At 61.1% G+C, this 26,521-nt stretch carries 22 protein-coding genes; 13 read left to right on the forward strand and 9 right to left on the reverse strand.

The genetic code is table 11. The annotated features are described in order from the left end of the window. Positions 1-100: 100 nt before the first annotated feature. Entirely contained in the window at positions 101-847 is a 747-nt protein-coding gene (locus BLU01_RS14545) for an NRDE family protein (protein ID WP_092276634.1), read from the reverse strand. A gap of 132 nt (positions 848-979) precedes the next feature. On the opposite strand from BLU01_RS14545, the gene BLU01_RS14550 reads away from it, so the two are divergent. From BLU01_RS14550 to BLU01_RS14560, 3 genes are all read left to right on the forward strand, one after another. Then, positions 980-1,762, forward strand: coding sequence for a sulfite exporter TauE/SafE family protein (locus BLU01_RS14550; protein WP_092276637.1), 783 nt, complete (start codon positions 980-982; stop codon positions 1,760-1,762). 94 nt (positions 1,763-1,856) lie between these two features. Next, entirely contained in the window at positions 1,857-2,663 is an 807-nt protein-coding gene (lgt, locus tag BLU01_RS14555) for a prolipoprotein diacylglyceryl transferase (protein WP_092276640.1), read from the forward strand. 50 nt (positions 2,664-2,713) lie between these two features. Continuing rightward, on the forward strand, positions 2,714-3,685 hold the full coding sequence (locus tag BLU01_RS14560; RefSeq protein WP_092276643.1) for a thymidylate synthase: 972 nt from the start codon (positions 2,714-2,716) through the stop codon (positions 3,683-3,685). 124 nt (positions 3,686-3,809) lie between these two features. Here BLU01_RS14560 and cadR read toward each other — a convergent pair whose 3' ends face one another. Next, on the reverse strand, positions 3,810-4,259 hold the full coding sequence (gene cadR / locus BLU01_RS14565; protein ID WP_092276646.1) for a Cd(II)/Pb(II)-responsive transcriptional regulator: 450 nt from the start codon (positions 4,257-4,259) through the stop codon (positions 3,810-3,812). 84 nt (positions 4,260-4,343) lie between these two features. Between cadR and BLU01_RS14570 the strand changes: the two genes are divergently transcribed. The 8 genes from BLU01_RS14570 (at position 4,344) to BLU01_RS14605 (ending at position 13,938) form a co-directional block, all read left to right on the forward strand. Continuing rightward, positions 4,344-6,650 (forward strand): heavy metal translocating P-type ATPase, encoded by a 2,307-nt coding sequence (locus BLU01_RS14570; protein WP_092276649.1) that lies wholly within the window; start codon positions 4,344-4,346, stop codon positions 6,648-6,650. Positions 6,651-6,665: 15 nt separating this feature from the next. After that, complete coding sequence (locus BLU01_RS14575; protein WP_092276652.1) at positions 6,666-7,529, forward strand: LysR family transcriptional regulator; 864 nt, start codon at positions 6,666-6,668, stop codon at positions 7,527-7,529. A 223-nt stretch (positions 7,530-7,752) separates the two neighbouring features. Further along, positions 7,753-8,829: a putative 2-aminoethylphosphonate ABC transporter ATP-binding protein gene (locus tag BLU01_RS14580; protein WP_092276655.1), complete on the forward strand. Its 1,077-nt coding sequence runs from the start codon at positions 7,753-7,755 to the stop codon at positions 8,827-8,829. After that, positions 8,829-10,553 carry a putative 2-aminoethylphosphonate ABC transporter permease subunit gene (locus BLU01_RS14585; RefSeq protein WP_092276658.1) on the forward strand — a complete coding sequence of 575 codons (1,725 nt, stop codon included), beginning with the start codon at positions 8,829-8,831 and terminating at the stop codon, positions 10,551-10,553. The genes BLU01_RS14580 and BLU01_RS14585 overlap by 1 nt, the downstream gene beginning before the upstream one ends. Before the next feature lie 33 nt (positions 10,554-10,586). After that, positions 10,587-11,612 carry a putative 2-aminoethylphosphonate ABC transporter substrate-binding protein gene (locus tag BLU01_RS14590; protein ID WP_092276662.1) on the forward strand — a complete coding sequence of 342 codons (1,026 nt, stop codon included), beginning with the start codon at positions 10,587-10,589 and terminating at the stop codon, positions 11,610-11,612. Between the two features lie 119 nt (positions 11,613-11,731). Continuing rightward, complete coding sequence (locus tag BLU01_RS14595; protein WP_092276665.1) at positions 11,732-12,865, forward strand: TIGR03364 family FAD-dependent oxidoreductase; 1,134 nt, start codon at positions 11,732-11,734, stop codon at positions 12,863-12,865. Further along, entirely contained in the window at positions 12,865-13,431 is a 567-nt protein-coding gene (locus BLU01_RS14600; RefSeq protein WP_092276668.1) for a phosphonate degradation HD-domain oxygenase, read from the forward strand. The genes BLU01_RS14595 and BLU01_RS14600 overlap by 1 nt, the downstream gene beginning before the upstream one ends. A gap of 84 nt (positions 13,432-13,515) precedes the next feature. Then, positions 13,516-13,938: a hypothetical protein gene (locus tag BLU01_RS14605; protein WP_092276670.1), complete on the forward strand. Its 423-nt coding sequence runs from the start codon at positions 13,516-13,518 to the stop codon at positions 13,936-13,938. Positions 13,939-14,567: 629 nt separating this feature from the next. On the opposite strand, the gene BLU01_RS14610 is transcribed toward BLU01_RS14605, so the two are convergent. Continuing rightward, positions 14,568-15,941: a GTPase/DUF3482 domain-containing protein gene (locus tag BLU01_RS14610; RefSeq protein ID WP_092276673.1), complete on the reverse strand. Its 1,374-nt coding sequence runs from the start codon at positions 15,939-15,941 to the stop codon at positions 14,568-14,570. Then, complete coding sequence (locus tag BLU01_RS14615) at positions 15,934-17,304, reverse strand: DUF2868 domain-containing protein (protein WP_092276676.1); 1,371 nt, start codon at positions 17,302-17,304, stop codon at positions 15,934-15,936. The genes BLU01_RS14610 and BLU01_RS14615 overlap by 8 nt, the downstream gene beginning before the upstream one ends. A gap of 85 nt (positions 17,305-17,389) precedes the next feature. On the opposite strand from BLU01_RS14615, the gene BLU01_RS14620 reads away from it, so the two are divergent. Then, entirely contained in the window at positions 17,390-17,902 is a 513-nt protein-coding gene (locus BLU01_RS14620; protein ID WP_092281618.1) for a dihydrofolate reductase, read from the forward strand. A 113-nt stretch (positions 17,903-18,015) separates the two neighbouring features. Here BLU01_RS14620 and BLU01_RS14625 read toward each other — a convergent pair whose 3' ends face one another. Then, on the reverse strand, positions 18,016-19,407 hold the full coding sequence (locus BLU01_RS14625; protein WP_092276679.1) for an L-cystine transporter: 1,392 nt from the start codon (positions 19,405-19,407) through the stop codon (positions 18,016-18,018). 254 nt (positions 19,408-19,661) lie between these two features. Between BLU01_RS14625 and BLU01_RS14630 the strand changes: the two genes are divergently transcribed. Further along, positions 19,662-20,729, forward strand: coding sequence for an HAD family hydrolase (locus BLU01_RS14630; protein WP_092276682.1), 1,068 nt, complete (start codon positions 19,662-19,664; stop codon positions 20,727-20,729). 56 nt (positions 20,730-20,785) lie between these two features. Here the strand turns inward: BLU01_RS14630 and ilvD are convergent, their stop codons facing one another. The 4 genes from ilvD to BLU01_RS14650 form a co-directional block, all read right to left on the reverse strand. Then, complete coding sequence (ilvD, locus tag BLU01_RS14635) at positions 20,786-22,627, reverse strand: dihydroxy-acid dehydratase (protein WP_092276684.1); 1,842 nt, start codon at positions 22,625-22,627, stop codon at positions 20,786-20,788. 258 nt (positions 22,628-22,885) lie between these two features. Beyond that, the gene (locus tag BLU01_RS14640; protein ID WP_092276687.1) at positions 22,886-24,091 is read right to left on the reverse strand and encodes a multidrug effflux MFS transporter; all 1,206 of its coding nucleotides are present in this window, start codon (positions 24,089-24,091) and stop codon (positions 22,886-22,888) included. Then, positions 24,084-25,055 (reverse strand): diiron oxygenase, encoded by a 972-nt coding sequence (locus BLU01_RS14645; RefSeq protein ID WP_092276690.1) that lies wholly within the window; start codon positions 25,053-25,055, stop codon positions 24,084-24,086. Before BLU01_RS14645 ends, BLU01_RS14640 begins: the two co-directional genes overlap by 8 nt. Further along, positions 25,052-26,128, reverse strand: a complete 1,077-nt coding sequence (locus BLU01_RS14650; RefSeq protein WP_092276693.1) for a SagB family peptide dehydrogenase — start codon at positions 26,126-26,128, stop codon at positions 25,052-25,054. Before BLU01_RS14650 ends, BLU01_RS14645 begins: the two co-directional genes overlap by 4 nt. Positions 26,129-26,521: the final 393 nt, after the last annotated feature.

The following is a 26,521-nucleotide window of genomic DNA, read 5'->3' on the forward strand; positions in this document are numbered from 1 at the left end:
TCCTCGGTCGCAAAATATCAAAAAAACAACTCGGTCAGTCCCCTCTACCCCCTGGGGAGAGGGTTAGGGTGAGGGGTGGTTCTAACTGACTCCACAAAAGCTAAGCCCTGATCTCCACTTCCCCCAGATGCCCGCCATACGGCCCAAAGCTGCGCTCAACCATCAACCGCGTGCCATCCGCCTGCACGATCAATGCAGTACTCGCCCGCGTCCCGTACGTCGGGCTCGCAATAAACACGCTCGACAACAACGTCTCCGTTGCCAAGCCAACCCCGGTATCCGGCAATTCGGTAAACGGCGCAGTTTGCGCATCGCTCAAAATCGCCAGCAACGCCTCGGGCTGCGGATCGTCCAGCCGTTCGCTCAGCGCCGCTTTCGCCTTCAACACCTTCGGCCACGGCGTATCCAGCCCCGCGTTCGATAACCCATAAACCCCCGACTTAAGCATCACCGCTTCGCTGTTGTGCGCGTTGAAGTGCCACAGTTCGTTGGCATTGCCGACCAGCAGGTTGAACCCGGCGTATTCCAGCGAACGCCCGACCACATCGCTTAAATAGTCATCGATCGACATCTCGCCAGTCAGAAAACCCGCGACCAGTTCACCGCGCGACTTCAACGACGCCGGCTGCCCCGGATCACGGATATTGGTCAGCGCCGCAAAGCGCCCGTTGGCGCCAATCCCCAGCCAGGTGCCGCCGGCCTCGAGGTCGCGGCCCGCATGCACGCCGGGCGCGTGCGGCCATTGCGCCAGGGGTTGGGTGGGTCGCGCATAGAACTCGTCGCGGTTAGCCGCGACGATCAGCGGCTGGGGATGATCCGGCCGCCAGGCAAAGACAATCAGGCACATAAGGTGGTCCTTGTGTGTTTTTTGCCCACTCTACGCAGACATTGCGCGCGCATCCATCGCCATCCAGTAGAGCTTGAGGCCATGCATCCGTTACCATGCCGCTCCTATTTCGGGATGCGCGAGAAGACAGCAATGGAATTTCTGCTCTATCTGGCGCTGGGCGCCTGTGCAGGCGTGTTAGCTGGATTGTTCGGGGTTGGTGGAGGGATCATCATCGTCCCCGTGCTGGTGTTCAGTTTCACGCTACAAGGTTTTGACGCGTCGATCCTGACGCATTTGGCGGTCGGTACGTCGCTGGCGACGATTATTTTTACCTCGGTGAATGCGGTTCGCGAGCATCACCGGCGCGGCGCGGTGCGCTGGCCGATTTTTGCCTGGATGACCGTCGGCATTCTCATCGGCGCCGGATTCGGCGCGTTGACCGCCGAGGCGATTTCCGGCCCGCACTTGCAGAAGATCATCGGCGTTTTTGCGTTGATCATCGCCGTGCAGCTGGCATTGGACTTCAAACCCAAGGCCAGCCGAACCGTGCCGGGCAAAGTCGGTCTGACCATCGCCGGCAGTTTCATTGGCTGGGCCTCGGCGATTTTCGGCATTGGCGGCGGCTCGCTGACCGTGCCGTTCCTGACCTGGCGCAGCGTGCCGATGCAGCAAGCGGTGGCGACTTCATCGGCCTGCGGGCTGCCGATCGCGTTGGCAAGTGCATTAAGTTTCATGATTCTGGGCTGGCACGATCCGTTGCTGCCGGCTCATAGTCTCGGTTTTATCTATCTGCCGGCGCTGTTGGGGATCGCCCTGACCAGCATGGTCTTCGCCCGCTTCGGCGCGCGACTGGCGCACAATTTGTCGCCGCGCCTGCTGAAAAGATTGTTCGCCGCACTGTTGTTCTGCGTGGGCGTGAATTTCCTGCTCTGACGCACGGCACAATCCTGGCTTAATCCTGGGGTGACAGCGTCCCCCGGGAATTTTGCTTCAAGTCTTTCGGTTTCAACTCTAACGAGGAGTCGCAATGCTGCCTTACCCGCAGATCGACCCGGTGGCCCTGGCCATCGGTCCGCTGAAAATCCACTGGTACGGTCTGATGTACCTGATCGGCATCGGCGGCGCCTGGCTGCTGGCGTCGCGCCGGTTGAACCGTTTCGACCCGACCTGGACCAAGGAGAAACTCTCCGACATGGTCTTCTGGATGTCGATGGGCGTAATCGTCGGCGGGCGTCTGGGCTACGTGTTGTTCTACGACCTGAGCGCCTATCTGGCCAACCCGACCCTGATTTTCGAAGTGTGGAAGGGCGGCATGTCGTTCCACGGCGGCTTCATCGGCGTGATGCTGGCGGCATTGTGGTTCGGTAAAAAGAACGGCAAGTCGTTCTTCCAGTTGATGGACTTCGTCGCGCCAATGGTGCCGATCGGCCTCGGTGCCGGGCGCATCGGCAACTTCATCAACGCCGAATTGTGGGGCAAGCCGACCGACGTTGCCTGGGCGATGGTCTTCCCGACCGACCCGGCACAACTGGCGCGTCACCCATCGCAGCTGTACCAATTTGCGCTGGAAGGCGTGGCGTTGTTCGCGATCCTCTGGATCTTCTCGCGCAAGCCACGGCCGACCATGGCGGTGTCCGGGATGTTCGCGCTGTTCTACGGCATCTTCCGCTTCATCGTCGAATTCGTCCGCGTACCGGATGCGCAACTGGGCTACCTGGCGTGGGGCTGGCTGACCATGGGTCAGGTGCTGTGCGTGCCGATGGTGCTCGCCGGTCTGTTCCTGATCTGGCTGGCGTATCATCGCGCCCCGGCGGCACCGGCAGCCGCCGTATAAATTCGAATACCGGGGGCGACGGCTCCCGGGTTCAAGGACACAGGTAACTCATGAAGCAATATCTCGATCTGGTGGCGCACGTCATCAAGAACGGCACCAAACAAGCCAACCGCACCGGCGTCAACACCATCAGCTTCCCCGGCGCGATGCTGCGGTATGACCTGAAAGAAGGTTTCCCGGCGATTACCACGCGCAAAATGGCCTTCAAATCGGCGATTGGCGAGATGTGCGGTTTCCTCCGTGGCGTCAACAACGCCGCTGAATTCCGCGCCTTGGGCTGCAAGGTCTGGGACCAGAACGCCAACGAAAACGCGCAGTGGCTGGCCAACCCGTTCCGTCAGGGCGCAGACGACCTCGGCGAAATCTACGGCGTGCAATGGCGCAAATGGCCGGCGTACAAGCAGATCCCGGTGAGCAATAAAGCCGCGATCGAGCAGACGCTGGGTCAGGGCTATCGGCAGATTGCCGAGGGCGAAGAAGACGGTCAGGCCTACGTCGTGCTGTACAAGGCCATCGACCAGGTCCGCCAGTGCGTCGATACGATCATCAAGGATCCGGGCAGCCGCCGCATTCTGTTCCACGGCTGGAACGTTGCGCAGCTGGATGAAATGGCCTTGCCGCCGTGCCACTTGCTGTACCAGTTCCACCCGAACGTCGAGACCAAAGAGATTTCGCTGACGCTGTACATCCGCTCGAATGATTTGGGCCTGGGCACGCCGTTCAACCTCACCGAAGGCGCGGCGCTGCTGAGCCTGATCGGGCGCCTGACCGGCTACACGCCGCGCTGGTTCACCTATTTCATCGGTGATGCGCACGTCTACGAAAACCATCTGGACATGCTCAATGAACAGCTGACCCGCGAGCCGTTCCCGATGCCGAAACTGGTGATCAGCGACCGCGTGCCGGCGTTTGCCGAAACCGGCGTGTATCAACCGGAATGGCTGGAATTGGTCGAACCGAGCGATTTCTCGCTTGAGGGTTATCAGCACCACGCGCCGATGACCGCGCCAATGGCGGTCTAAAGAACGATCAAAGACTCTGTGGGAGCGAGCTTGCTCGCGATAGCGGCCTGACAGTCAACATAGATGTTGAATGTGATGGCCTCATCGCGAGCAAGCTCGCTCCCACATTTGTTCCAGGGTGGTCTTAATGCCCGTGGCTTCTGCCCACGTGCGAATGCTCAACCTCCGTCGCCACCACCCCGCCGCTGACTTCCAGGCGCTGCAAAATCCCGCATTGATCGGCTTCCGGCCCTTCGCCGCAGCGTTGGCGCAGGTCGAGCAGTTGCGCCTGTAACGCCATCAACCCGTCGATCCGCGCTTTAACGTGATGAATGTGTTCATCGATCAACGCGTTGACGTTTTCGCACTGGTCCTGCGGGCTGTCGCGCAACGCCAGCAGGCTGCGGATTTCTTCCAGGGTCATGTCGAGCGTGCGGCAATTGCGGATAAACGTCAGGCGTTCGGCGTGGGCCTGAGTGTAGACGCGGTAATTGCCGTCGCTGCGAGCCGGCTCGGGCAGCAGGTTTTCCCGCTCGTAATAACGGATGGTTTCCACCGCGCAGTCGGTGAGTTTTGCCAGTTCGCCGATCTTCATTGCAACAATCTCCAAAAGGTTGCTTGACCCTATAGTGGCTACAGGGTCTTTACTTGGCAACAGGCACCTTTCCGGACGCGACCAATGAGCGATTCCCTGCACACGCACAAACCTGATGCTACCGACGATTGCTGCAGCAAACCGCAGCCCGTGGCCAAGCACGACCACGGCAGACATGAACATGATCATGGCCATAGCGATGGACATGAGCACGGCGCCCAAGCCGATTCCTGCTGTTCATCGAAAGTCGCTGCGCCCTCGCTGGTGCAATTGACCGAAGCGCCGACGGCGGGCGCACGTCTGAGCAGCTTTCGCATCGACGCGATGGACTGCCCGACCGAGCAGACGCTGATCCAGAACAAACTCGGCAAGCTGTCGGGCGTGCAGCAACTGGAATTCAACCTGATCAACCGCGTGCTGGGCGTCACTCATGACTTGCCGAGCAACGCGCCGATCATCGACGCGATCAAGTCGCTGGGCATGGTCGCCGAGCCGCTGGAAGAGGGCGTCGACGCGCCGGCAGCGGTTGTCGAGAAAAAACATTGGTGGCCGCTGGCGCTGTCCGGTGTCGCCGCGCTGGGCGCCGAAGTCATCCATTTCACCAACGCCGCGCCGAACTGGGTGGTGGCGATCATCGCGCTGGTGTCGATCCTCAGCGGCGGCCTCGGCACCTATAAAAAGGGCTGGATTGCCCTGAAAAATCTCAACCTGAACATCAACGCGCTGATGAGCATCGCGGTGACTGGCGCGATCCTGATCGGCCAGTGGCCGGAAGCGGCAATGGTGATGTTCCTGTTCACCGTCGCCGAGTTGATCGAGGCGAAATCCCTCGACCGTGCGCGCAATGCCATCGGCGGCCTGATGCAGATGACCCCCGAGCAAGCCACGGTGCAGCAGGCCGACGGCAGTTGGCTCGAGCAAGATGTCAAAGCCATCGAACTCGGCGCGCGCGTGCGCGTGAAGCCCGGTGAGCGCATTGGCCTCGACGGTGAAGTGGTTTCCGGGACCTCGACCATCGATCAGGCGCCGATCACCGGCGAAAGCTTGCCGATCGAGAAAACCATCGGCGACAAAGTCTTCGCCGGCACCATCAACCAGGCAGGTTCGCTGGAATACAGCGTGACGGCAGCGGCGAATAATTCGACCCTGGCGCGGATCATCCACGCGGTCGAACAAGCGCAAGGTGCGCGCGCGCCGACTCAGCGTTTCGTCGATCAGTTCTCGAAAATCTACACGCCAGCAGTGTTCGTGCTGGCGTTGGCGGTGGCGGTGATTCCGCCGCTGTTCATGGCTGCCGCGTGGTTCGACTGGATCTACCGCGCGCTGGTCTTGCTGGTGGTGGCTTGCCCGTGTGCGCTGGTGATTTCGACGCCGGTGACAATCGTCAGCGGCCTTGCGGCGGCGGCGCGCAAAGGCATTCTGGTCAAGGGCGGCGTGTACCTGGAGGGCGGTTACAAGCTCGATTACCTGGCGTTGGACAAGACCGGCACGATCACCCACGGCAAACCGGTGCAGACCGACTATTTGTCCCTCGACCCGACTGCCGACGAAACCGCCCCGGCCATTGCGGCTGCGCTGGCCGGTCGTTCCGATCACCCGGTGTCGCTGGCCATCGCCAACGCGGCTGTGGATAAGCAATTCGCGCCGCGGGTTGTGGATAACTTCGAAGCCTTGGCCGGGCGCGGTGTGCGCGGCGAAATCGACGGTCAGGTCTACCACTTGGGCAACCACCGACTGGTTGAGGAGCTGAACCTTTGCTCCCCAGCGCTGGAAGAGAAGCTGTTTGCTCTGGAAAAACAGGGTAAATCCGTGGTGCTGCTGCTCGACCAGTCCGGCCCATTGGCGCTGTTTGCCGTGGCCGATACGGTGAAAGAGTCCAGCCGCGAAGCGATCCAACAGCTTCACGACTTGGGCATCAAAACCCTGATGCTCACCGGCGACAACGCCCACACCGCGCAGGCGATTGCCGCACAAGTCGGCATCGACGAAGCCAAAGGCGATTTGCTGCCGACCGACAAACTGCAAGCAATCGAAGCGCTTTATGCACAGGGCCATAACGTCGGCATGGTCGGCGACGGCATCAACGATGCGCCGGCGCTGGCCCGCGCCGAGATCGGTTTTGCAATGGCCGCTGCCGGCACCGATACCGCGATTGAAACCGCTGATGTCGCCCTGATGGACGACGATCTGCGCAAGATCCCGGCGTTCATTCGCCTGTCGCGGCAGACGTCGAGCATCCTCAAACAGAACATCGCCCTTGCCTTGGTCATCAAATTGATCTTTCTTGGGGTAACCTTCGCCGGGATCGCCACCATGTGGATGGCGGTATTTGCCGACATGGGCGTGAGCCTGTTGGTGGTGTTCAACGGTTTGCGCCTGTTGCGCAAATAAGCATGAGGAACGGTTGTGCTGAGTGCCGAGCTGAAGGCGTTTTACATGGTGGCCCGCCTGGGCAGCATTACCCTGGCAGCGAAGAAGCTCGGCTTGAGCCAACCGACGGTGACCACGCAGATTCGCAATCTGGAAAGTCAGTATTCGGTTGAGCTGTTCTACCGTGGCGGCCGCCGTCTGAGCGTCAGCGACGAGGGCGCGCGGTTGCTGCCGATGGTCAAGACGCTGTTGCAGCAGGAAGCCGATATCGAGTTTTTCCTGCGCAACAGTGGTCAGCTCCAAGGCACGTTGCGCATCGCCGCGACGGCGCCGTATTACATTCTGGATCTGGTGAAAGCCTTCCGCGAGCGCTTGCCGCACGTCGAAGTTTCGGTGGAAATCGGCAATTCGCAGCAGGTGCTGGAAGCGCTGGAGGATTACCGCGTTGATGTCGCTGCGTCATCGCAACTGCTCGACGACGCGCGGCTGATCCGCCGGGTGCTCGGCAGCGATCCGCTGGTGTTGGCGGTGCATCGTAATCATCCGTTGGCGGTGCACGAGCATGTGCCGCTGAGTGCGCTGGCCGGGCATACCTTGCTGATGCGCGAGTCGGGTTCGACCACGCGGCGGCTGACCGAGGAATTGCTCGCGGGCGCCGGTGTAGGTTTCGGGCCGTTGTTGGAGATCGGCAGCCGCGAGTCGATTCGCGAAGCGGTGCTGCGCAATATCGGCATCAGCATCATTGCCCGCCAGGAGGTGCCGCACGATCCGCAATTGCGCGTGCTGACCATCGAGAATGCGCCGCAGATTCCTGAATACCTGTACTGCCTCAAGGAACGCAAAAGCGCGCGGCTGCCGGCGGCGTTCCTCGGATTGGCGCAGGAAATGGCGCCGGCCTGAAATCTTTATTGCCTTTAATGGCCTCATCGCGGGCAAGCCACGCTCCCACAGGATTTGCACAGTCCTGTGGGAGCGAGGCTTGCCCGCGATGGCGTCAGTTCAGGCACCGCATGACTTCAACCCAAATCCCCGAATACCACTATCAGTCGTTTTTGCCTCGCTGCCACATGACGGACGCATTACAAACCTAGGATGGGCTTCATCTGCTTGATGAGGTCTGTCCATGAACCACTCGAACGCAACTGCCCTGACCAACCCCGGCGCGCCGATGAAAGTGCGTGGCGTGCAGAAACGCTTCGGTGCGTTTACCGCGCTGGACAATGTTTCGCTCGACGTCGCCGCCGGTGAACTGGTGTGCCTGCTCGGCCCGTCGGGTTGCGGCAAAACCACTTTGCTGCGCTGCATCGCCGGCCTGGAGAAACAGGACAGCGGCGAGCTCTACCTCGGTGATCGCGACGTTTCCCACCTCGCCCCGCAGGCTCGGGACTACGGCATTCTGTTTCAGTCCTACGCGCTGTTCCCCAATCTGACCGTCGAAGCGAACATTGCCTACGGCCTCGCCGGCAGTGGTCGCGACGAAGTGCGCAAGCGCGTCGGGCAAATGCTTGAACTGGTCGGCCTGCTCGGCAGCGAGAAAAAGTACCCCGGCCAATTGTCCGGCGGCCAGCAACAGCGTGTAGCGCTGGCTCGCGCTCTGGCCCCGGCGCCTTCGTTATTGCTGCTCGACGAACCGATGTCAGCCCTCGACGCCCGCGTTCGCGAGCACCTGTGCACCGAGCTGCGCCAATTGCAGCGCAACCTCGGCGTGACCACGTTGATGGTCACGCACAATCAGGACGAAGCGATGCTGATGGCCGATCGCATCGCCGTGATGAACAACGGCAAAGTCGAGCAATACGCCACGCCGCAGGAAATCTACGATCGCCCGGCGACGCCGTTTGTCGCGGAATTTGTCGGTCAGGGTAACTGGCTGCCGTTCCAACGCAGCAGCGACAGCCATGCGCAGGTCGGCGGAATGAACATGCGTCTGGCCGACGGCAGCGCGAAAACCTCGTCCGGTCGGCTGTTCTGTCGTCCGGAAGCAATCAACGTCAACCCGCCCGTGCACGAAGAAAACCTGTTCCCGGCCAAGGTTCGCGAGATCACTTTTCTCGGCAATCGCTGCCGCATGAGTTTCGAACTCGATCAGTTGCCGGGCCACGCCTTGCTCGCCGAACTGGCGCCGGAAGCCATGCCACGCCTCGGCGCGCAGCACATCATGGTCGCTTTGCCACCGCGCAGCCTGCAGGTGTTCGCCTGATGAGCGCGAACCTCGCGCTGCCGATTGCGCACAAGCAGGTTCGGCAGACTTCGCGCGCCGAGCTTGGTGATCGGTTGTTCGTGGTCGGCGGCAAAGTGCTGTTGCTGATGTTGCTCGGTGTCGCGGTGTTGATGCCGTTGCTGGCGATCTTCTGGCGCGGCTTCAGCGCCGAAGCCGGGCAGGGCGGTGGTCTGGTCGCTGCGCGAGAATTGCTGAGCAGCGCAAATTTTCACTGGTTGCTCGGCAATAGCCTGAAAGTTTCCCTCAGCGTCGCGGCGATTGTCGTACCGCTGGCCTACCTGTTTGCCTACGCGTTGCAGCGCACATTGATTCCCGGCAAAGGCATTTTTCGCGGCATCTCGCTGCTGCCATTGATGGCGCCGTCGATGCTGCCGGGGATTGCCCTGGTTTATCTGTTCGGCAACCAAGGCATGTTGCGCGGACTGCTCTCGGACAATATCTACGGCTTCTGGGGCATTGTCCTCGGCGAGGTCATCTACACCTTCCCACACGCCTTGATGATTCTGCTGTCAGCGCTTTCGCTGGCGGACGCGCGATTGTTCGATGCGGCGTCGAGCATGGGCGCCAGTCCGGCGAAAGCCTTTCGCAGCATCACCTGGCCGGCGACGCGTCAAGCCGTGTTCGCCGCGTTTTGCCTGGTGTTCACCCTGACCATCACCGACTTCGGCGTGCCGGTGGTGGTCGGTGGCGACTATCAAGTGCTGGCGCTGGAAGCCTACAAAGCCGTGGTCGGCCAGCAACAATTTGGTCGCGGCGCGTTGATCGGCATGGTTTTGCTGCTGCCGGCGCTGCTGAGTTTTGGCGTCGATGCCTGGCTGCGGCGGCGCCAGGGCGATGCCATGAGCGGTCGCGCGCAAGTGTTCCAACCGGCGCCGTCGAAGCTGCGCGATGGCTGTTATCTGGCGCTTGTGTTGCTGATTTGCGCGGTGTTGCTGCTGGTGTTCGGCATGGCGGTGTTCTCGTCGCTGGTGAAATTCTGGCCGTACAACCTGTCGCTGTCGCTCAACCATTACCAGTTCAACGACACGGCGGGCGGCGGCTGGCTGGCCTACGGCAACAGCGTGAAAATGGCCTTGGGCACCGCGTTGATCGGCAGCGTGCTGATCTTCACCGGCGCTTACCTGATGGAAAAAACCAAGGGCCAGCGCGGCCTCAACCTGACGCTGCGCATGCTCAGTTTTATCCCGATGGCGGTGCCGGGGCTGGTGCTGGGTTTGGGTTACGTCTTCTTCTTCAATCTCAGCGGCAACCCGTTGCACGTGCTCTACGGGACCATGACGCTGCTGGTGGTGTGCACCATTGCGCATTATTTGACCACCGCGCAAATGACCGCGACCACCGCGCTGCGCCAACTCGACGCCGAGTTCGAAGCCGCCGCGCTGTCGCTGAAAGCGCCGCTGTATCGGCATTACCTGCGCGTCACCGTGCCGATTTGCCTGCCGGCGCTGCTGGACATCGTGCGCTATTTGTTCGTATCGGCGATGACCACGGTTTCGGCGGCGATCTTCCTCTACAGCCCCGACACCATCCTCGCGGCGGTGGCGGTGCTGAATATGGACGACGCCGGCAATGTCGGCGGTGCGGCGGCGATGTCGACCCTGATTCTGTTCACCTCGGCGGGCGTGTCGCTGCTGCTGGCCTGGGCATCGCGCGGTTTGCTGCGCCGCTCCCAGGCCTGGCGGCAAACCGCGCCCGGCCACTGACTCACACCCTCAACTCAAAAACAGGAAAAGATCATGTTCAAGCCCCTGGCCCTGGCCGCTGCTGTCCTCACCGCTTTCAGCCTGAACGCCTTCGCGGCGAAAACCGAGTTGACGGTGTACACCGCCCTCGAAGCCGAACAACTGAAGACCTACAAAGACGCGTTCGAGAAAGCCAACCCGGACGTTGAAATCAAATGGGTGCGCGATTCGACCGGGATCATCACCGCCAAATTGCTCGCCGAAAAGGCCCGTCCGCAAGCCGATGCAGTGTGGGGACTGGCGGCGTCGAGCCTGGCGATTCTCGATCAGCAAGGCATGCTGCAAAGCTACGCGCCGAAGGACCTCGACAAGATCGGCAGCAACTACCGCGATGCCGCCAACCCGCCAGCCTGGGTCGGCATGGACGTCTGGGCCGCGACCATTTGCTTCAACACCGTCGAAGCCGAAAAGCAGGGCTTGAGCAAGCCGCTGAGCTGGCAGGACCTGACCAAACCCGAATACAAAGGCAAGATCGTCATGCCTAATCCGGCCTCGTCCGGCACCGGTTTCCTCGACGTCAGCGCGTGGCTGCAAACCTTCGGCGAGAAGCAGGGCTGGGCGTACATGGACGGCTTGCACCAGAACATCGGCCAGTACGTTCACTCCGGTTCCAAGCCTTGCAAACTGGCGGCTTCGGGTGAGTTTCCGATTGGTATTTCGTTCGAATACCCGGCGGTTCAGTTGAAGCGCCAAGGCGCGCCGCTGGACATAATCCTGCCGAAGGAAGGCCTCGGTTGGGAGATCGAAGCGACCGCGCTGATCAAGGGTTCGCAACACGAAGAAGCGGCGAAGAAGCTCGCGGACTTCTCGGCAAGCCCGGCGGCGATGGAGTTGTACAAAGAGAACTTTGCGGTGCTCGCGCAACCGGGGATTGCCAAGCCGCAAACCGAGTTGCCAGCCGATTATGAGCAGCGTTTGATCAAGAATGACTTTGCCTGGGCCTCGAAGAATCGCGACGAAATCCTCGCCGAATGGCGCAAGCGCTACGACGGCAAGTCCGAGAAAGTCGTCGCCAAGTAAGATCTTTATTGGCTGAAAGGGCCTCTTCGCGGGCAAGCCTCGCTCCTACAGGGGGACGCGATTCCCTGTAGGAGCGAGGCTTGCCCGCGAAGGCGGCTTCAAATTCAGGACATCTCTCAATGACACAACACCACGACATGCTCATCGTCGGCGCCGGGATTCTCGGTTTGTCCCACGCCTACGCCGCCGCCAGACGCGGGCTGAAAGTCGCCGTTTTCGAACGCAGCGAAACCCCGCTCGGCGCCTCGGTGCGCAACTTCGGTCAGGCGCTGGTCACCGGCCAGCCACCTGGGCCGATGCTCGAACTGGCCAAGGCGAGCCGCGACATCTGGGGGCATTGGGCCAACGTCGCCGGGCTGCAACTCAAGCGCAACGGCTCATACCTGTTCGCCCGCAGCGAAGCTGAAGAGCATTTGCTGGAAGCCTTTTGCGCCGGCCGCGCCGTTGAACACAACTACAACGTCGAACTGTTGCGCGGTGCCGCGTTACGCGATCTGTACGGCGGCCAGTTCAGCCATCATCGCGCGGCGCTGCACGGGCTGGACGATCAACAGCTGTATTCGCGCGAAGCCATTCCGGCGCTGATCAACTATCTGCACAGCGAACTCGGCGTCGAGTTTCACTTCTCGACGCTGGTGCGCGACATCGAGCCCGGCCGCTTGCACAGCACCGCCGGCCATTTCAGCGCCGAACAGATCATCGTCTGCTCCGGCCACGATTATCAGACGTTGCTCGCCGAGCCGATTGCCGCGCTCGCCCCGCAAATCTGTCGTCTGCAAATGCTGCGCGCGCGGCCGCTGCTCACTCTCAACCTGCAACACGCGTTGCTCACCGGGTTGAGTTGCGTGCACTACGGCGCCTTCGCCGACTTGCCGGAAGCCGCCGCCGTGCAAGCGCAAATCCTCCGCGAGACGCCGCACCTGCATGACAACGGCATCCATCTGCTGATCAGCCCGACGCCTTACGGCGAACTGATCATCGGCGATTCCCACCATTACGGCCGCGATCCGTCGCCATTCAACGCCGAGCAAGTCGACAACTGGATGATCGAACTGGCCGAACAAACCCTGGACTGCCGGATTCAGGTGATCGAGCGATGGCAGGGCGTCTACGGCGCAAGAGGGCCGGGACCGTTCTCGTTCCTGCGCCCGCAACCCGGTGTCAGCGTGGCGCTGATGCATTCCGGGGTCGGCATGAGCGTCGGGCCGGCGCTGGCTGAGCGCAATGTCGCGATGTTGCTGGGAGAGGTTTGATGACACGCCACGAGCAAGTAATCGCCGAGGTTTTCGCACTGTACGAACGCTTCGGCGACAGCGATTACATCGGCGAACCGGTGTCGCAAATCGAGCACATGTCGCAAGCCGCTGAACGGGCGATGGCCGAGGGTTTCGACGACGAAGTGGTGCTCGCGGCGTTTTTCCATGACATCGGTCACATTTGCGCCGAGCACGCGCCAAACATGGGCGGTTTCGGCGTGGTCAGCCATGAACGGCTGGGCGCCGATTACCTGCGCCGCGCCGGTTTCAGCGAACGCCTGGCGCGGTTGGTGGAATATCACGTGCAAGCCAAGCGTTACCTGACGCTGAAACAGCCGGGTTATTTCCAACGCTTGAGCGAAGCCAGCCGTCGCACGCTGGACTATCAGGGCGGCGTGATGACGCTGGCCGAGGCCGACGATTTCGAGCGCGATCCGTTATGCGCGATCAGCCTGCGCATGCGCCAGTGGGATGAGCAAGCCAAGGAAATGCACGTGCCGGTGATAGACCTTGCGTTGTTGAAGGACAGGGCGTTGCGGCTTTTGTCTGGCGTGACCTGCTGAACCGTCGCACAGGACATTCGGAAACGCCGGATGGATTGCTCTGCCGTTGCGCTGCAAGCTGGGTTTTTCCAGGAGGACGCACGGATGCGTTATTTGCAAGTGGTGGCGCAGGATCGAAGCGCGCAGGGCGTCGGGGATTTTCTGCTTTTCCGGTTTTATGAGGATGACCGGCTGTTGCGCGAGGCGACGGCGGCGGAGTTGCTGCGCCTCAAGGTGCTGGGTAAAACCTATTTGAAATGCGCGTGGTTCAACATTGGGGAAGGCGAGGAGCGACACCTGCGGATTTTCTCGCAGAACCCTTCAGGCGATGGCACGGCGGAAACGGTGCGGCTGCATTTTCATGACGGCGCGCAGATTGCCTATAAGGCTGCTGCGCATGATCAGGATAACGACGGCAGGCTGGAAGTGATTTTGAGTTCGGATGTCGACAATGACGGGCACTCGAACCGCACCGATCGAAGTCGGGTGACGGCGTTGGTGAAACAGTATTTGCAGATCAATTGGTAACACCACCCTGTAGCAGCTGCCGAGCCCGCGAGGCTGCGTCCGAGGACGAAGTCCTCGCCAATCCGGTGTGCGCGGTGTACCTGAACATGCGCGGTGATTGGTTTTACGACTGCTGCGCAGCCGAACGCAGCCTCGCGTTGCTCGGCAGCTGCTAAAAGGGGTTATGGGTTTAGGGCTTTCTCGGCTAGCGCTTCAATTCGTTTTGGCCGCTCACCCTGACCGACGACCACTGCGCACGCGCCCTGTAGCAGCTGCCGAGCCCGCGAGGCTGCGTTCGAGGACGAAGTCCTCGCCAATCCGGTGTGCGCGGTAAACCTGACATGGCGCGGTGACTGGTTTTACGACTGCTGCGCAGCCGAACGCAGCCTCGCGGGCTCGGCAGCTGCTACAAGGGGTTATGGGTTTACGACTTTCTCGGCTAGCGCTTCAATTCGTTTTGGCCGCTCACCCTGACCGACGACCACTGCGCACGCGCCCTGTAGCAGCTGCCGAGCCCGCGAGGCTGCGTTCGAGGACGAAGTCCTCGCCAATCCGGTGTGCGCGGTAACCTGAACATGCGCGGGGATTGGTTTGGCGACTGCTGCGCAGCCGAACGCAGCCTCGCGTTGCTCGGCAGCTGCTACAAGGGGTTATGGGTTTACGACTTTCTCGGCTAAGGCTTCAATTTGTTCTTGCCGCTCAGCCTGGCTCAATTTGGCATGGGGGTTGAGCGACGACCATTGTGGATGCGCGCGGGCCTTGTTCAATGCTTCCGGCAGTTTGCCTTCGCGCCAGGTTTTGTCCTGCGGCGTTGCGACCTGGATGCTGTCCATCGCCGCGTGCCCGCGCAGGTTCAATGCTTGCACCAACTGACGCTGACGCAGCGCCAACAGGCGCAGCACGCTGTCATCGACGGTCAATTCGCGCTGACCTTTGATCTTGCCCAGCAATCGGCTGCCATAACTGCGCGCCGTTTGCAGGGCGCCGCCGGCAATCGCTCCGGCCAGGGCCGCCGCGCCGAGGGTCAGGCCGCCGACCAGCAGATCGACGCCAGCCCCCGCCGCCGCGCCCGCCGCAATCCCGCCGCCGACCCGCACACCCAATTGCTTGAGGGTTTCGGGGTTGAACAAGTCATCACCCCAACGCCCGTCCAGCAGCGGCAAGTCGCTGGCCGCCGCATCTTGCGGGCGAAAGGCGTAGAGCTTGAGCAGCGCCTCGACGCAACGCTGTTCGCGTTGGCGCACGGCTTTGCGCAATTCGCTGATCGCTTGTTGTTCCTCTGCAGCTTCGCTGACCACACTGCGCCGGCACGCCGCGCAATCGATCAGCAACTCGGCAATCAGCCGCGCCGCACTGTGCTGACGCGCGAGGCGTTGCGCTTGTTGATCGGCAATCAAGCGCTCGAGTTGCGGCCGCGCGTTTTCCAGCAGCAGCGCCAGGCTTTCATACAGTCGGCGCTCGCCGTCCTCGGGCGGGGCGACGCTGTCAAACCGCACCAGCGCATGCAAACCCAGGCGCGCCAAGGCTTCGCGCCAATCAGCTTCGCGCTGGTGGGCGCTGCTGACGAAGTTCAGCACCGGCAGCAACGGTTTGCCGCAACTGGCCAGCACTTCGAGTTCGTCGCGGTACTTGGCCAGCACCGGCTCGCGGGCGTCGATCACATAGAGGCCGGCGTCCGAGGCCAGCAGTTGCCGCATCACTTTGGCTTCCTGCTCGAAACGCTGCCGGGCTTCGCTGCTGTCGAGGAACCGCGCGAGGCGCGCCGGGCCGTCGAGGCGTTCGCCGGGACGTTCCAGGCGTTCGAGATAATCGAGCAGGGCAATCGCGTCTTCCAGCCCCGGCGTGTCGTAGAGGTCGAGCAACGGCTCGCCGTCGACCGACAGCCGCGCGCCTTCGACATGCCGCGTGGTGCTTGGCCGATGCGACACCTCACCGAAACCGACGTCGCGGGTCAGGGTGCGTAGCAGCGAGGTTTTGCCGACGTTGGTGTGGCCGACCACCGCGAGCTTCAAAGGCTTAGTCATGACCGGTCTCCAGCCAATTCATCGGCGCGCAATCGGCGAACGGCAAGTCCAATTGTTCCAGCGCTGCGTGCCAGTCGCCGAGGCGCGCGGCATCCAGCGCTTCGCCGGGCGGCGCTTGCAGCAGCCAGACGCGGGTGGCGCTGGCGTTGCGCGCCAGTTCGCCGATCAACGCCAAGCTGCCGCGATCCGGCGAGCGCCGTGGATCGCAGGCAATCGCCAGGCGCGCCGGGGGAAACCGACTCAATTGTTCGAGGAGTTTGTGTCGCGATTCGCGGCTGTCGAGAATGCCGGCATTGCTCACCGATTTCGGCAATTGCGGCGGCCATGGGCGTTGCTCGTCCAGTTCGATGGCGACCAGCAGCGCGCCATCACTTTGCAAAGCACTGACGCCGCTTTCGACGCGGTGCAGTTGCTCCGGCGCGGCGTCGCTGATGCCCAGGCGTTCGCTGGTGGGCATCAGGCGTTCGCGCAATTGCGCGTAGCCCGGCAGGGTCGGGTCCAGACGCAGCGCCGCGCGCCCGCGTTTCCAGCGCCAGCGGCACAGCAGCATCAGCACCAGTCGTGGCAGTACGCCGTAGATCAGCACGGCGCCGACCAGCCAGATAGCCCAGCTCTGACGCACCAGTTCGCGGTTGTAATCGGTGTCGAGGGTCACGCGAATCATGTCCACCCGCGGCGCGCTCCAGCCCAGCGCGTGCGGCACGGCGGCGAGGGCGTCGGTGAGCGCGGCAAAAAAGTCGGCGCCAAACAGCGTGCTTTCCCAGATGAAGTCGTAGCGCCGGGTCGCCATCATCAGCACCAGCATGCTCAACGTGCTGAGCATGATCAGCAGCCACAAACCATTGACCAGCGAGCCCAGCGCCCAGCGATTGAGTTTGTGCCGTTGCAGCAACAGCAGCAGGGCCGGCGGCAGTTGCGCGGCTTTGGCGTCGCGGGCGAATTTTTCGCTGAGCCACAACCACAACCGGCCGAGCGCGGCGCCGTGTTCACCGGCGAACACCAAACCCAGCGCCCAACTGATCATCAGGATCAGGTTCAAACCGAGCAGCGTGCCCAGCGCCCAGAATATGTTGACCGGTTGTGAACCGTTGCCCAGCGCCGAAAACGCCAGGCCGGCGCCGCTGACGAGGGCCAGCACGACCATCAGCACCAGCGCCAGTCGCGCCCCTTGCAGCCAGTGCTTGAGGGCGCCGGTGAGGCCGTCGCGCTCGGCCAGCCACAAGGCGCGGCGCTGAATTCGCGTCGGCAGGTCGCCGCCCGCGCTGCGGGCCAATCGGTTGGCTTCGAGATCGTCGAGAGGGCCGGCGTGTTCTTCGCGCAAGCGAATGGTTTCCGTCAGCCAGAGGTTATTCAGTTCAGTCACGCGGCTTCCCGTCGCTCAAATGAACGCTGAGCATAACCGCTGTGGCGCTTATCGGGGTATGGGAGGCTCTGGTATCCTCGCCGACATGACTAAATCACTTCCCCTCAGCCTGATCGCAGCCCTCGGTGAAAACCGCGTGATCGGCGTCGATAACAGCATGCCCTGGCACTTGCCGGGGGATTTCAAATACTTCAAGGCTACGACCCTCGGCAAGCCGATCATCATGGGTCGCAAGACCTGGGATTCGCTCGGGCGGCCGTTGCCGGGCCGGTTGAACATCGTGGTCAGCCGTCAGGCCGATCTGCTGCTGGAAGGCGCGGAGGTTTTTTCGTCGCTGGAAGCTGCGGTGGTTCGCGCCGAAGAGTGGGCGAAGGCGCAGGGCGTCGATGAGTTGATGCTGATTGGCGGCGCGCAGTTGTATGCGCAAGGTCTGGCGCAGGCCGATCGGCTGTACCTGACCCGCGTGGCGTTGAGCCCGCAGGGGGATGCGTGGTTTCCGGAGTTTGATCAGCAGCAATGGAAACTGGTGTCGAACGTCGAGAACCCGGCGGTGGATGACAAACCGGCGTACAGCTTTGAGGTGTGGGAGAAGGCCTGAAAAGCTTCGCGAGCAAGCCTCGCTCCTACAGGATTGGCGCCATTTCCTAGACGGCGCATAACCTGTAGGAGCGAGGCTTGCCCGCGAAGGGGCCCGCTCAGGCGATGAGAATCTTAAGCGTGAGCCAACGCCCCATGCTCATCCGCATCCAGCAGCTGTTTATCAGTTTGCTGCATCACCTGGCTGGTAATCGCCCCGGCGGTGATCGAACCGCTGACGTTCAACGCCGTGCGGCCCATGTCGATCAGCGGCTCGACCGAAATCAGCAACGCCACCAGTGACACCGGCAGACCCATCGCCGGCAGCACGATCAACGCGGCAAACGTCGCGCCGCCACCCACGCCCGCCACACCGGCCGAACTCAGCGTCACAATCGCCACCAGCGTCGCGATCCACAGCGGATCCAGCGGGTTGATGCCAACCGTCGGCGCGACCATCACCGCCAACATCGCCGGGTACAAACCGGCACAACCGTTCTGGCCAATCGTGGCGCCAAACGAGGCAGCGAAACTGGCGATCGATTGCGGGATGCCCAGACGCGTGGTCTGCGCTTCGATGCTCAGCGGAATGCTCGCCGCGCTGGAACGGCTGGTGAACGGAAACGTCAGCACCGGCCAGATCTTGCGGAAGAAGCGCAGCGGGTTGATCCCGGCCGCCGACACCAGCAAACCGTGGACCACGAACATCAGGCCCAGGCCGATGTACGACACCACGACAAAACTGCCGAGCTTGATGATGTCTTGCAGGTTGGAACCGGCGACCACTTTGGTCATCAGCGCCAGCACGCCGTACGGGGTCAGCTTCATCACCAGACGCACCAGACGCATCACCCAGGCTTGCAGGGTGTCGATGGCGTTGATCACTTTCTGACCTTTTTCGACGTCATCCTTGAGCAATTGCAGCGCCGCGACCCCGAGGAACGCGGCGAAGATCACCACGCTGATGATCGACGTCGGCTTGGCCCGCGCGAGGTCGGCGAACGGATTCTGCGGGATGAATGACAGCAGCAACTGCGGCACACTCAGGTCAGCGACCTTGCCCGCGTAATCGCTTTGAATGATTTGCAGGCGGGCCATTTCCTGGGTACCGGCGACCAGGCCTTCAGCGGTCAGGCCAAACAGGTTGGTCAAACCGATACCGATCAGCGCCGCGATGGCGGTGGTGAACAGCAGCGTGCCGATGGTCAGGAAACTGATTTTGCCCAGCGACGAAGCATTGTGCAGACGGGCCACGGCGCTGAGGATGGAAGCGAACACCAGCGGGATCACGATCATTTGCAGCAACTGCACGTAACCGTTGCCGACCAGATCGAACCAACTGATCGAGGCTTTGAGCACCGGGTTGCCGGCGCCATAAATCGTGTGCAGCGCCACACCGAACGCGACGCCGAGCGCCAGCGCGAGCAGGACTTTTTTCGCCAGGCTCCACGAGGTGTGACGGGTTTGTGCCAAGCCAAAGAGCAGGGCGAGGAACACCAGCAAGTTGAGAATCAGTGGCAGATTCATAAAAACTCCGAAAGCGACTTGTGCCAGCTACCTTCCGGGGCAGCTGCGAACCGGCAAGCCTAACAGCTTGATATCTAATGAATTAATACCGAAATCGGAGGTTGACTGTCGTTTTTGGAATAAGCGCGTGTCGTTGTCAGGGATGCAGCTGGCGCGATGGGGACGCAAGCGGTCGCGGGCAGGCGAGAACTGTCACGGTTTTTTGCTAGCGTCGATGTCTTTGAATCAGCGTCTCTTCACAAGGAAGCACGCACATGAAGTTCGCACCGAAAATGCTGGCTGTCGCGCTGGGACTTGGTTTGGGCTTGAGCCTCGCCGCGCAGGTCTCCGCCACTGATCTGAAACACTGGCCGCTCGATCAGGCCAAGGCGCTGGACGCGATGATCGCGGCCAATGCCAACAAGGGTAACTTCGCGGTGTTCGACATGGACAACACCAGTTACCGCTACGACCTCGAAGAGTCGTTGCTGCCGTTCATGGAAAACAAGGGCCTGATCACCCGCGACACCCTCGACCCGTCGCTGAAACTGATCCCGTTCAAGGACACCGCCGAGCACAAGGAAAGCCTGTTCAGTTACTACTATCGCCTCTGCGAAATCGACGACATGGTTTGTTATCCGTGGGTCGCCCAGGTGTTTTCCGGCTTCACCCTCAAAGAGCTCAAGGGTTATGTCGATGAGCTGATGGCCTCCGGCAAACCGGTGCCGAGCACGTATTACGAGGGCGATGTGGTCAAGACCATCGAGGTCCAGCCACCGAAAGTCTTTACCGGCCAGGCCGAGCTGTACAACAAGTTGATGGAAAACGGCATCGAGGTTTACGTGATGACCGCCGCGTCCGAGGAACTGGTGCGCATGGTCGCGGCCGATCCGAAGTACGGCTACAACGTCAAACCGCAGAACGTCATCGGTGTGACCACACTGCTCAAGGACCGCAAGACCGGCGAACTGACCACCGCGCGCAAGCAGATCACCGCCGGCAAATATGACGAGAAAGCCAACCTCGATCTCGAATTGACCCCGTACCTGTGGACCCCGGCGACCTGGATGGCCGGCAAACAAGCGGCGATCCTGACTTACATCGACGAGTGGAAAAAACCGATTCTTGTCGGCGGCGATACACCGACCAGCGACGGTTTCATGTTGTTCCACGGCGTGGACGTGGCCAAGGGCGGCATCCATTTGTGGATCAACCGCAAGGACAAATACATGACCCAGATAAACGGCATGATGGCCAAACACGCGGCGGCGCAAGCGAAAGAAGGCTTGCCGGTGACGGCGGACAAAAACTGGGTGATCGTCAAACCGGAAGAGATTCAGTAACAGGCAAAAAAATACCCCGCACTGGGCGGGGTATTTTTTTGTTCGACGGTTAAGCGTTACAGGCCGTCGAGCATTGCTTTGTTACGCACGGCGCCCTTGTCGGCGCTGGTGGCCAGCAGGGCGTAGGCTTTGAGCGCGGTGGTGACTTTGCGTGGACGTTTTTCCACCGGTTTCCAGCCTTTCTGATCCTGCTCGACCCGGCGTGCGGCCAGTTCTTCGTCGCTGATCAACAGGTTGATCGAGCGGTTGGGAATGTCGATCAGCACCTTGTCGCCGTCCTGCACCAGACCAATCGCGCCGCCGGCAGCGGCTTCCGGCGATGCGTGACCGATGGACAGGCCCGACGTGCCGCCAGAGAAACGGCCGTCAGTGAGCAGGGCGCAGGCTTTGCCCAGGCCTTTGGATTTCAGGTACGACGTCGGGTAGAGCATTTCCTGCATGCCCGGGCCGCCCTTCGGACCTTCGTAACGGATGATCACGATGTCGCCGGCCTTCACTTCGTCAGCGAGGATGCCGCGTACGGCGCTGTCCTGGCTTTCGAAGATTTTCGCGTTGCCTTCGAACACGTGGATCGACTCGTCGACGCCGGCGGTTTTCACCACGCAACCGTCCAGCGCGATGTTGCCGTACAGCACGGCGAGGCCGCCCTCTTGCGAGTAGGCGTGCTCGACGCTGCGGATGCAGCCGTTTTCACGGTCGTCGTCGAGGGTTTCCCAACGGGTCGACTGGCTGAACGCAGTTTGCGTCGGGATGCCCGCCGGACCAGCCTTGAAGAAATGGTGCACGGCTTCGTCGTTGGTCTGAGTGATGTCCCACTTGGCGATGCCTTCGGCCATGGACGTGCTGTGCACGGTCGGCAGGTCGGTGTGCAGCAAACCGCCGCGCGCCAGCGAACCGAGGATGCTGAAGATCCCGCCGGCGCGGTGTACGTCTTCCATGTGGTACTTCTGGATGTTCGGCGCGACTTTGCACAGTTGCGGTACGTGGCGCGAGAGGCGGTCGATGTCCTTCAGGTCGAAGTCGATCTCGGCTTCCTGGGCGGCGGCCAGCAAGTGCAGGATGGTGTTGGTGGAACCGCCCATGGCGATGTCCAGGGTCATGGCGTTCTCGAACGCCTTGAAGTTGGCGATGTTGCGCGGCAACACCGACTCGTCGTTGTCGGTGTAGTAGCGCTTGCACAGCTCGACGATGGTGCGGCCGGCTTGCAGGAACAGTTGCTCGCGGTCGCTGTGGGTGGCCAATGTCGAACCGTTGCCCGGCAACGCCAGGCCCAGGGCTTCAACCAGGCAGTTCATCGAGTTGGCGGTGAACATGCCGGAGCACGAACCGCACGTCGGGCAAGCGCTGCGCTCGTACTCGGCGACTTTCTCGTCAGAAGCGCTGGAGTCGGCGGCGATGACCATGGCATCGACCAGATCGAGGCCGTGGCTGGCCAGTTTGGTCTTGCCGGCTTCCATCGGGCCGCCGGAAACGAAGATCACCGGGATGTTCAGGCGCAGGGACGCCATCAGCATGCCAGGGGTGATCTTGTCGCAGTTGGAGATGCAGACGATGGCGTCGGCGCAGTGGGCGTTGACCATGTACTCGACGGAGTCGGCGATGATCTCGCGGCTCGGCAGCGAATACAGCATGCCGTCGTGGCCCATGGCGATGCCGTCATCCACGGCGATGGTGTTGAATTCTTTGGCGACGCCACCGGCGCGTTCGATTTCGCGGGCGACCAGTTGGCCGAGGTCCTTGAGGTGGACGTGGCCCGGTACGAACTGGGTGAACGAGTTGGCAATGGCGATGATCGGCTTTTTGAAGTCGTCATCTTTCATCCCCGTGGCGCGCCACAGTGCGCGCGCGCCGGCCATGTTGCGACCGTGGGTGGATGTTTTCGAGCGGTAATCAGGCATGGAACACTCCGGGCGGCTAATCAGGTGCTAAAGGGGAAGTGAGCTTCTATGAACGTCTGGAACACTCAGAAATGGCCGTGTGTCCGGAAGTTGCCGATGACTTTGCGGGATCGCCGCTTGCCTCAGCCTGAGCTCATAAACCCGCCGGGGGATGAATGGCGATGAATCTCGCGATTCTACACCGCTGGCGTCAGGAGGGAATGCCGGAAAGTACCGATCCAGCGCTGACGCCGTGTGTGGAATGACGACCGGCAGTGTTCACCCGGCCGTCAGCGCCCGATGCCGCCGGGTGATCAGCGCATTCAAGATGATCGCGCTGGCGCTCAATAGCAGAAAGCTCACCGCCAGAGTGGTCTGCAAATCAGTTGCGCTGAGGTTGATCAACGCGCTGATCAGTCCGCCGAAGATGAACACCAGTGTGTTGCCCGCCGACGCCGACGTGCCGGCCCTGTCCGGGAATATCTCCATGGCTTTCGAGGTCGCGACCGGCCGCGCAATGGTGGTGCCGGCAGTGCAGATGATCATCGGAACCAGCACCGTCGGCGTCGACAACCCGAGCAGTTTCGACAATATCAGCATGACCAGCCCCGAAAAGAAGATCAGGCCAAGGCCGACGATGATCAGCGTGTTCGGCGCGATCCGGCCGCCGAGGATCCGCGCGATGATCCCGCCAATGATGTACGCCAGCCCGTAAAGCAGCAGCGTCAGCGAGAATTCGTAGGGCGAGAGCTGCAATTGATCCATGAAAATCAGCGGCGAGATGACGATGAAGGAGAAATGGCAGGCGAATGCAATGGCGGCAATCAACCAGTAACCGGTGAAACCGACGTCGCGGTAAACCACCCGGTATGACTGGACGATACCTCGGTGCATAACGTTGGTCGGGCGCTGGTTCTCAAGGAAGAAGCAGGCTTTGAGAAACACCGCGCCGGCCAGCGCGATGAACACGACAAAACTTCCAGGCCAGTCGAGCGCTTGTTGCAGCAACGTGCCGGCCAGCGGCGATATGGAAATGAAAATTCCGCTGGCGGTGACCATGAGGATTCTCAGCCGATCGCGCTCCTTGCCCGCGAACAAGTCCTGAACCAGCGCCTGGGTCAGCACAAAACATCCGCAGCCGATGGCCTGGATCATCCGGAACAGCAGGAACCAGGAATAATCGGTGGCTAACAGGCAGCCTGTCGCGCCGATTATCGATACCGCCATGCCCGCCAACAGCAAGCCCTTGCGCCCCATGCGGTCCGACAGTGGCCCGATCAGCAGTTGCGACAACGAAATGCCGACGGCGAACAGGCTGATGGAAAACGCGATGTCGGCGGGGCTGGTGCGGAAGTGCTCAGCCAATGCCGGAAATGAAGGCAACAGCACGTCCAGCGGAAAGACCCCGAGCAACACCATGGTCATCAGCAGAATGACCGCGACACGGCGTTTTTTAACACTCACAGCGGCGTTGTCTTCATTCATCAATGAGCCCTGCCTGCGCGAAAAGTTGTCGATTGCCGGGCAGGTCAAAAAATCCCGCCGTGTGCAGTGCCTTAAGCGTGGCGCCCGCCCCTGAACGCGCACGCGCTGCAACGGCGTTCATGCCCGTCAGGCCACCGAGGATGTCGGTGATGCAAACGGCATCCAGTTCGGCGCTGAGCAGGCTTTCCCTGAGCCATCGGTCATCGATTTCAAAAAACAGCAGGATGATTTCCACCAGCCAATGGGCGGCGAGGGTGCGCCGGGTGCCGGGCAGGTTCAGCCACACGTAATGGAACACTTGCGCAAAATAGCGACTGTGCCGAGCCTCGTCCGTGAGGTGATCCCTGAGCATTTCCTGAACACCGGACACCAGCAGGTCGCGGCACAGATCAAGCAGTTCGCGGGCGATGATCGTCTCCGAGACGAAACCGACCAGGAACAGCGCCAGCGCTTTGTGTTCGTTAGGGGCTCGGGCGAGCAGGTCGTTGAGCCGGGTGATTCGTCGTGGCATCAACGGCCGCGAGGTGATCCCGTACAGGTCGGCAATCTGCTCGGCGACGCTGTTGGAGAACAGCGCATGGAATCCTTCGTCGGTGTAGAGCTGTAACCCGGCGGTTTTCATGCGCAGCGGGATAGCGACGCCGAGTTCGTCGTGGACGATGGTTTCCACCGCGCGATTGACGATGCGGTGTTCCAGCAACGTGGTGTAGTCGAGGAAATACACCAAGTGATTGGCCGTCAGGCGATGAACCACCGCTGGGCCGGCAGCCTGGATACTCGGGTGATCGAGATAGGGCAGGAAACCCGGCGGAAACCAGTGCCGGTGGAGCAATTGGCGCTCCAGTTCCGGCGGTGATGGCAATAGATAGGTGTTGCCGCTCGTGCGCACTGACGCGCGGTTGTTCCAGTCGCCAAGGGTAAAGTGCCCGACCGGGAACTCCGCCGCCGCAGGGTTGGTAGTCATTGTTGCTGTCTCTGGTTCAGCAACGCTTTCAGTTCCTTGCACATCACTTGCCCGTCGCTGCGGCCACAACCGACGAAAAACAACGGTTGTTCAGCATTGTCTTCAAGTCCGAGCAGCGCTTCGACCTGATCGTCTTTCAGCGCGCCGGTCAGCCAGGTGCCCAAACCGAGGGAAGTAGCGACCAGTTGAAAGGTCTGGGAGATATGCCCGGCCTCGACGTAGGCCATTCGGTAGGCGCGCGAGTGTTGGTACTTCCACCACAACTTGTCGAAACGCGCGCTGATAAACAGACCGACCGGCAAGTTGTTGATGAAGTGTTGCCCGCACAAGAGTTGGCCCAGCGGCGCAACCGGCAAGGGATTGACGAAGCTCAGGGCGTGATCGGCTGCGTGGTAGGCGTAGAGTCCGGGTTCCAGGCACTCGACGTTTTGCACGTGCACAAACCCTTCGCAGGCATTCAGTCCTCCACCCGAAGGGCTGCTGCGGCGTGCGCCGAGGCCGTCGGCGACTGAGTCGTCGAGATCGTCTTCACGCTCTTTCAGATGGCCGAGCGACAGATAGAGCAGGGTGCTGAGGTGGTCGAGCGATACCGCGTCTCCAGTGAAAGAGCGGCAGGTTTTCCGATTGACCAGGGCATCGGCCAGATAACCTTCCGGCAGGCGTGCAGGGGCGGGCAGGGCAATCAGCTTGCCGGTCGCGTGGCGGGTGTTATCCGCACCTGAGCCGCTGGAGGCCAATACTTCGTTGCAATGGTCCAGATAATGTCTCGACCATTCATGAATGTTCTTGGGTGTATATTCGCAAGGTATGTTTTTAGTGCCGATATGAAATATCTTTGATAGTTCATCCCAGCCCCATTCGATTGCTCGCTGGGTGGACGTTATCAATATTCCAGTATTGAGAAACTGTGTGTCGATTATATTGTTGGTGTCGAACGCTCGGGGGTTGTCGATAAGTTGCGCGAGTCGCGTCGAGTATTCGAGGTTGAGTTCAAATTGCTTGTGGTTGCGGTAATCCCAGACTATTTGACCGGGCGTGCGGGGAAGCATGAAGAGATGTGGGTTTATCTGCATGAAGGGCTGTTCGCTCTGGCGGGGCCATAGAAAACGCTGGGTAAGCCGGCACTCCCCAGCGTCTCATTTACTTATCGGGCTTTCGGTGCAACCAGAAAAGCCAGGTTAGCGATTTTGTTGGTTTCCAGAGTAACTGCTTTCATGTTGTGAACTCCTTGTAAGTAATAGTGAGTGCCACTCCTTGGTGACAACTCAATCATAGTTTGTAATGAGTTCTTATCAAGGAGAATATCGGTAGGAAATATCCAGTAATTTTGTGGGAGCTATCTTATGGGAGGTAAGTGCGTGTAAGTCTAATTCTTCAATTTGGAAGATATAGCGAAACTTCCTGCACGTTAGTAGGACGGCAAGTGTAAGACGCAGAGGATAACTGGAAGGGGATTTCGATGGCGG

This window comes from Pseudomonas prosekii, assembly GCF_900105155.1.
In the GTDB taxonomy this organism is placed as follows: Bacteria; Pseudomonadota; Gammaproteobacteria; order Pseudomonadales; family Pseudomonadaceae; genus Aquipseudomonas; species Aquipseudomonas prosekii.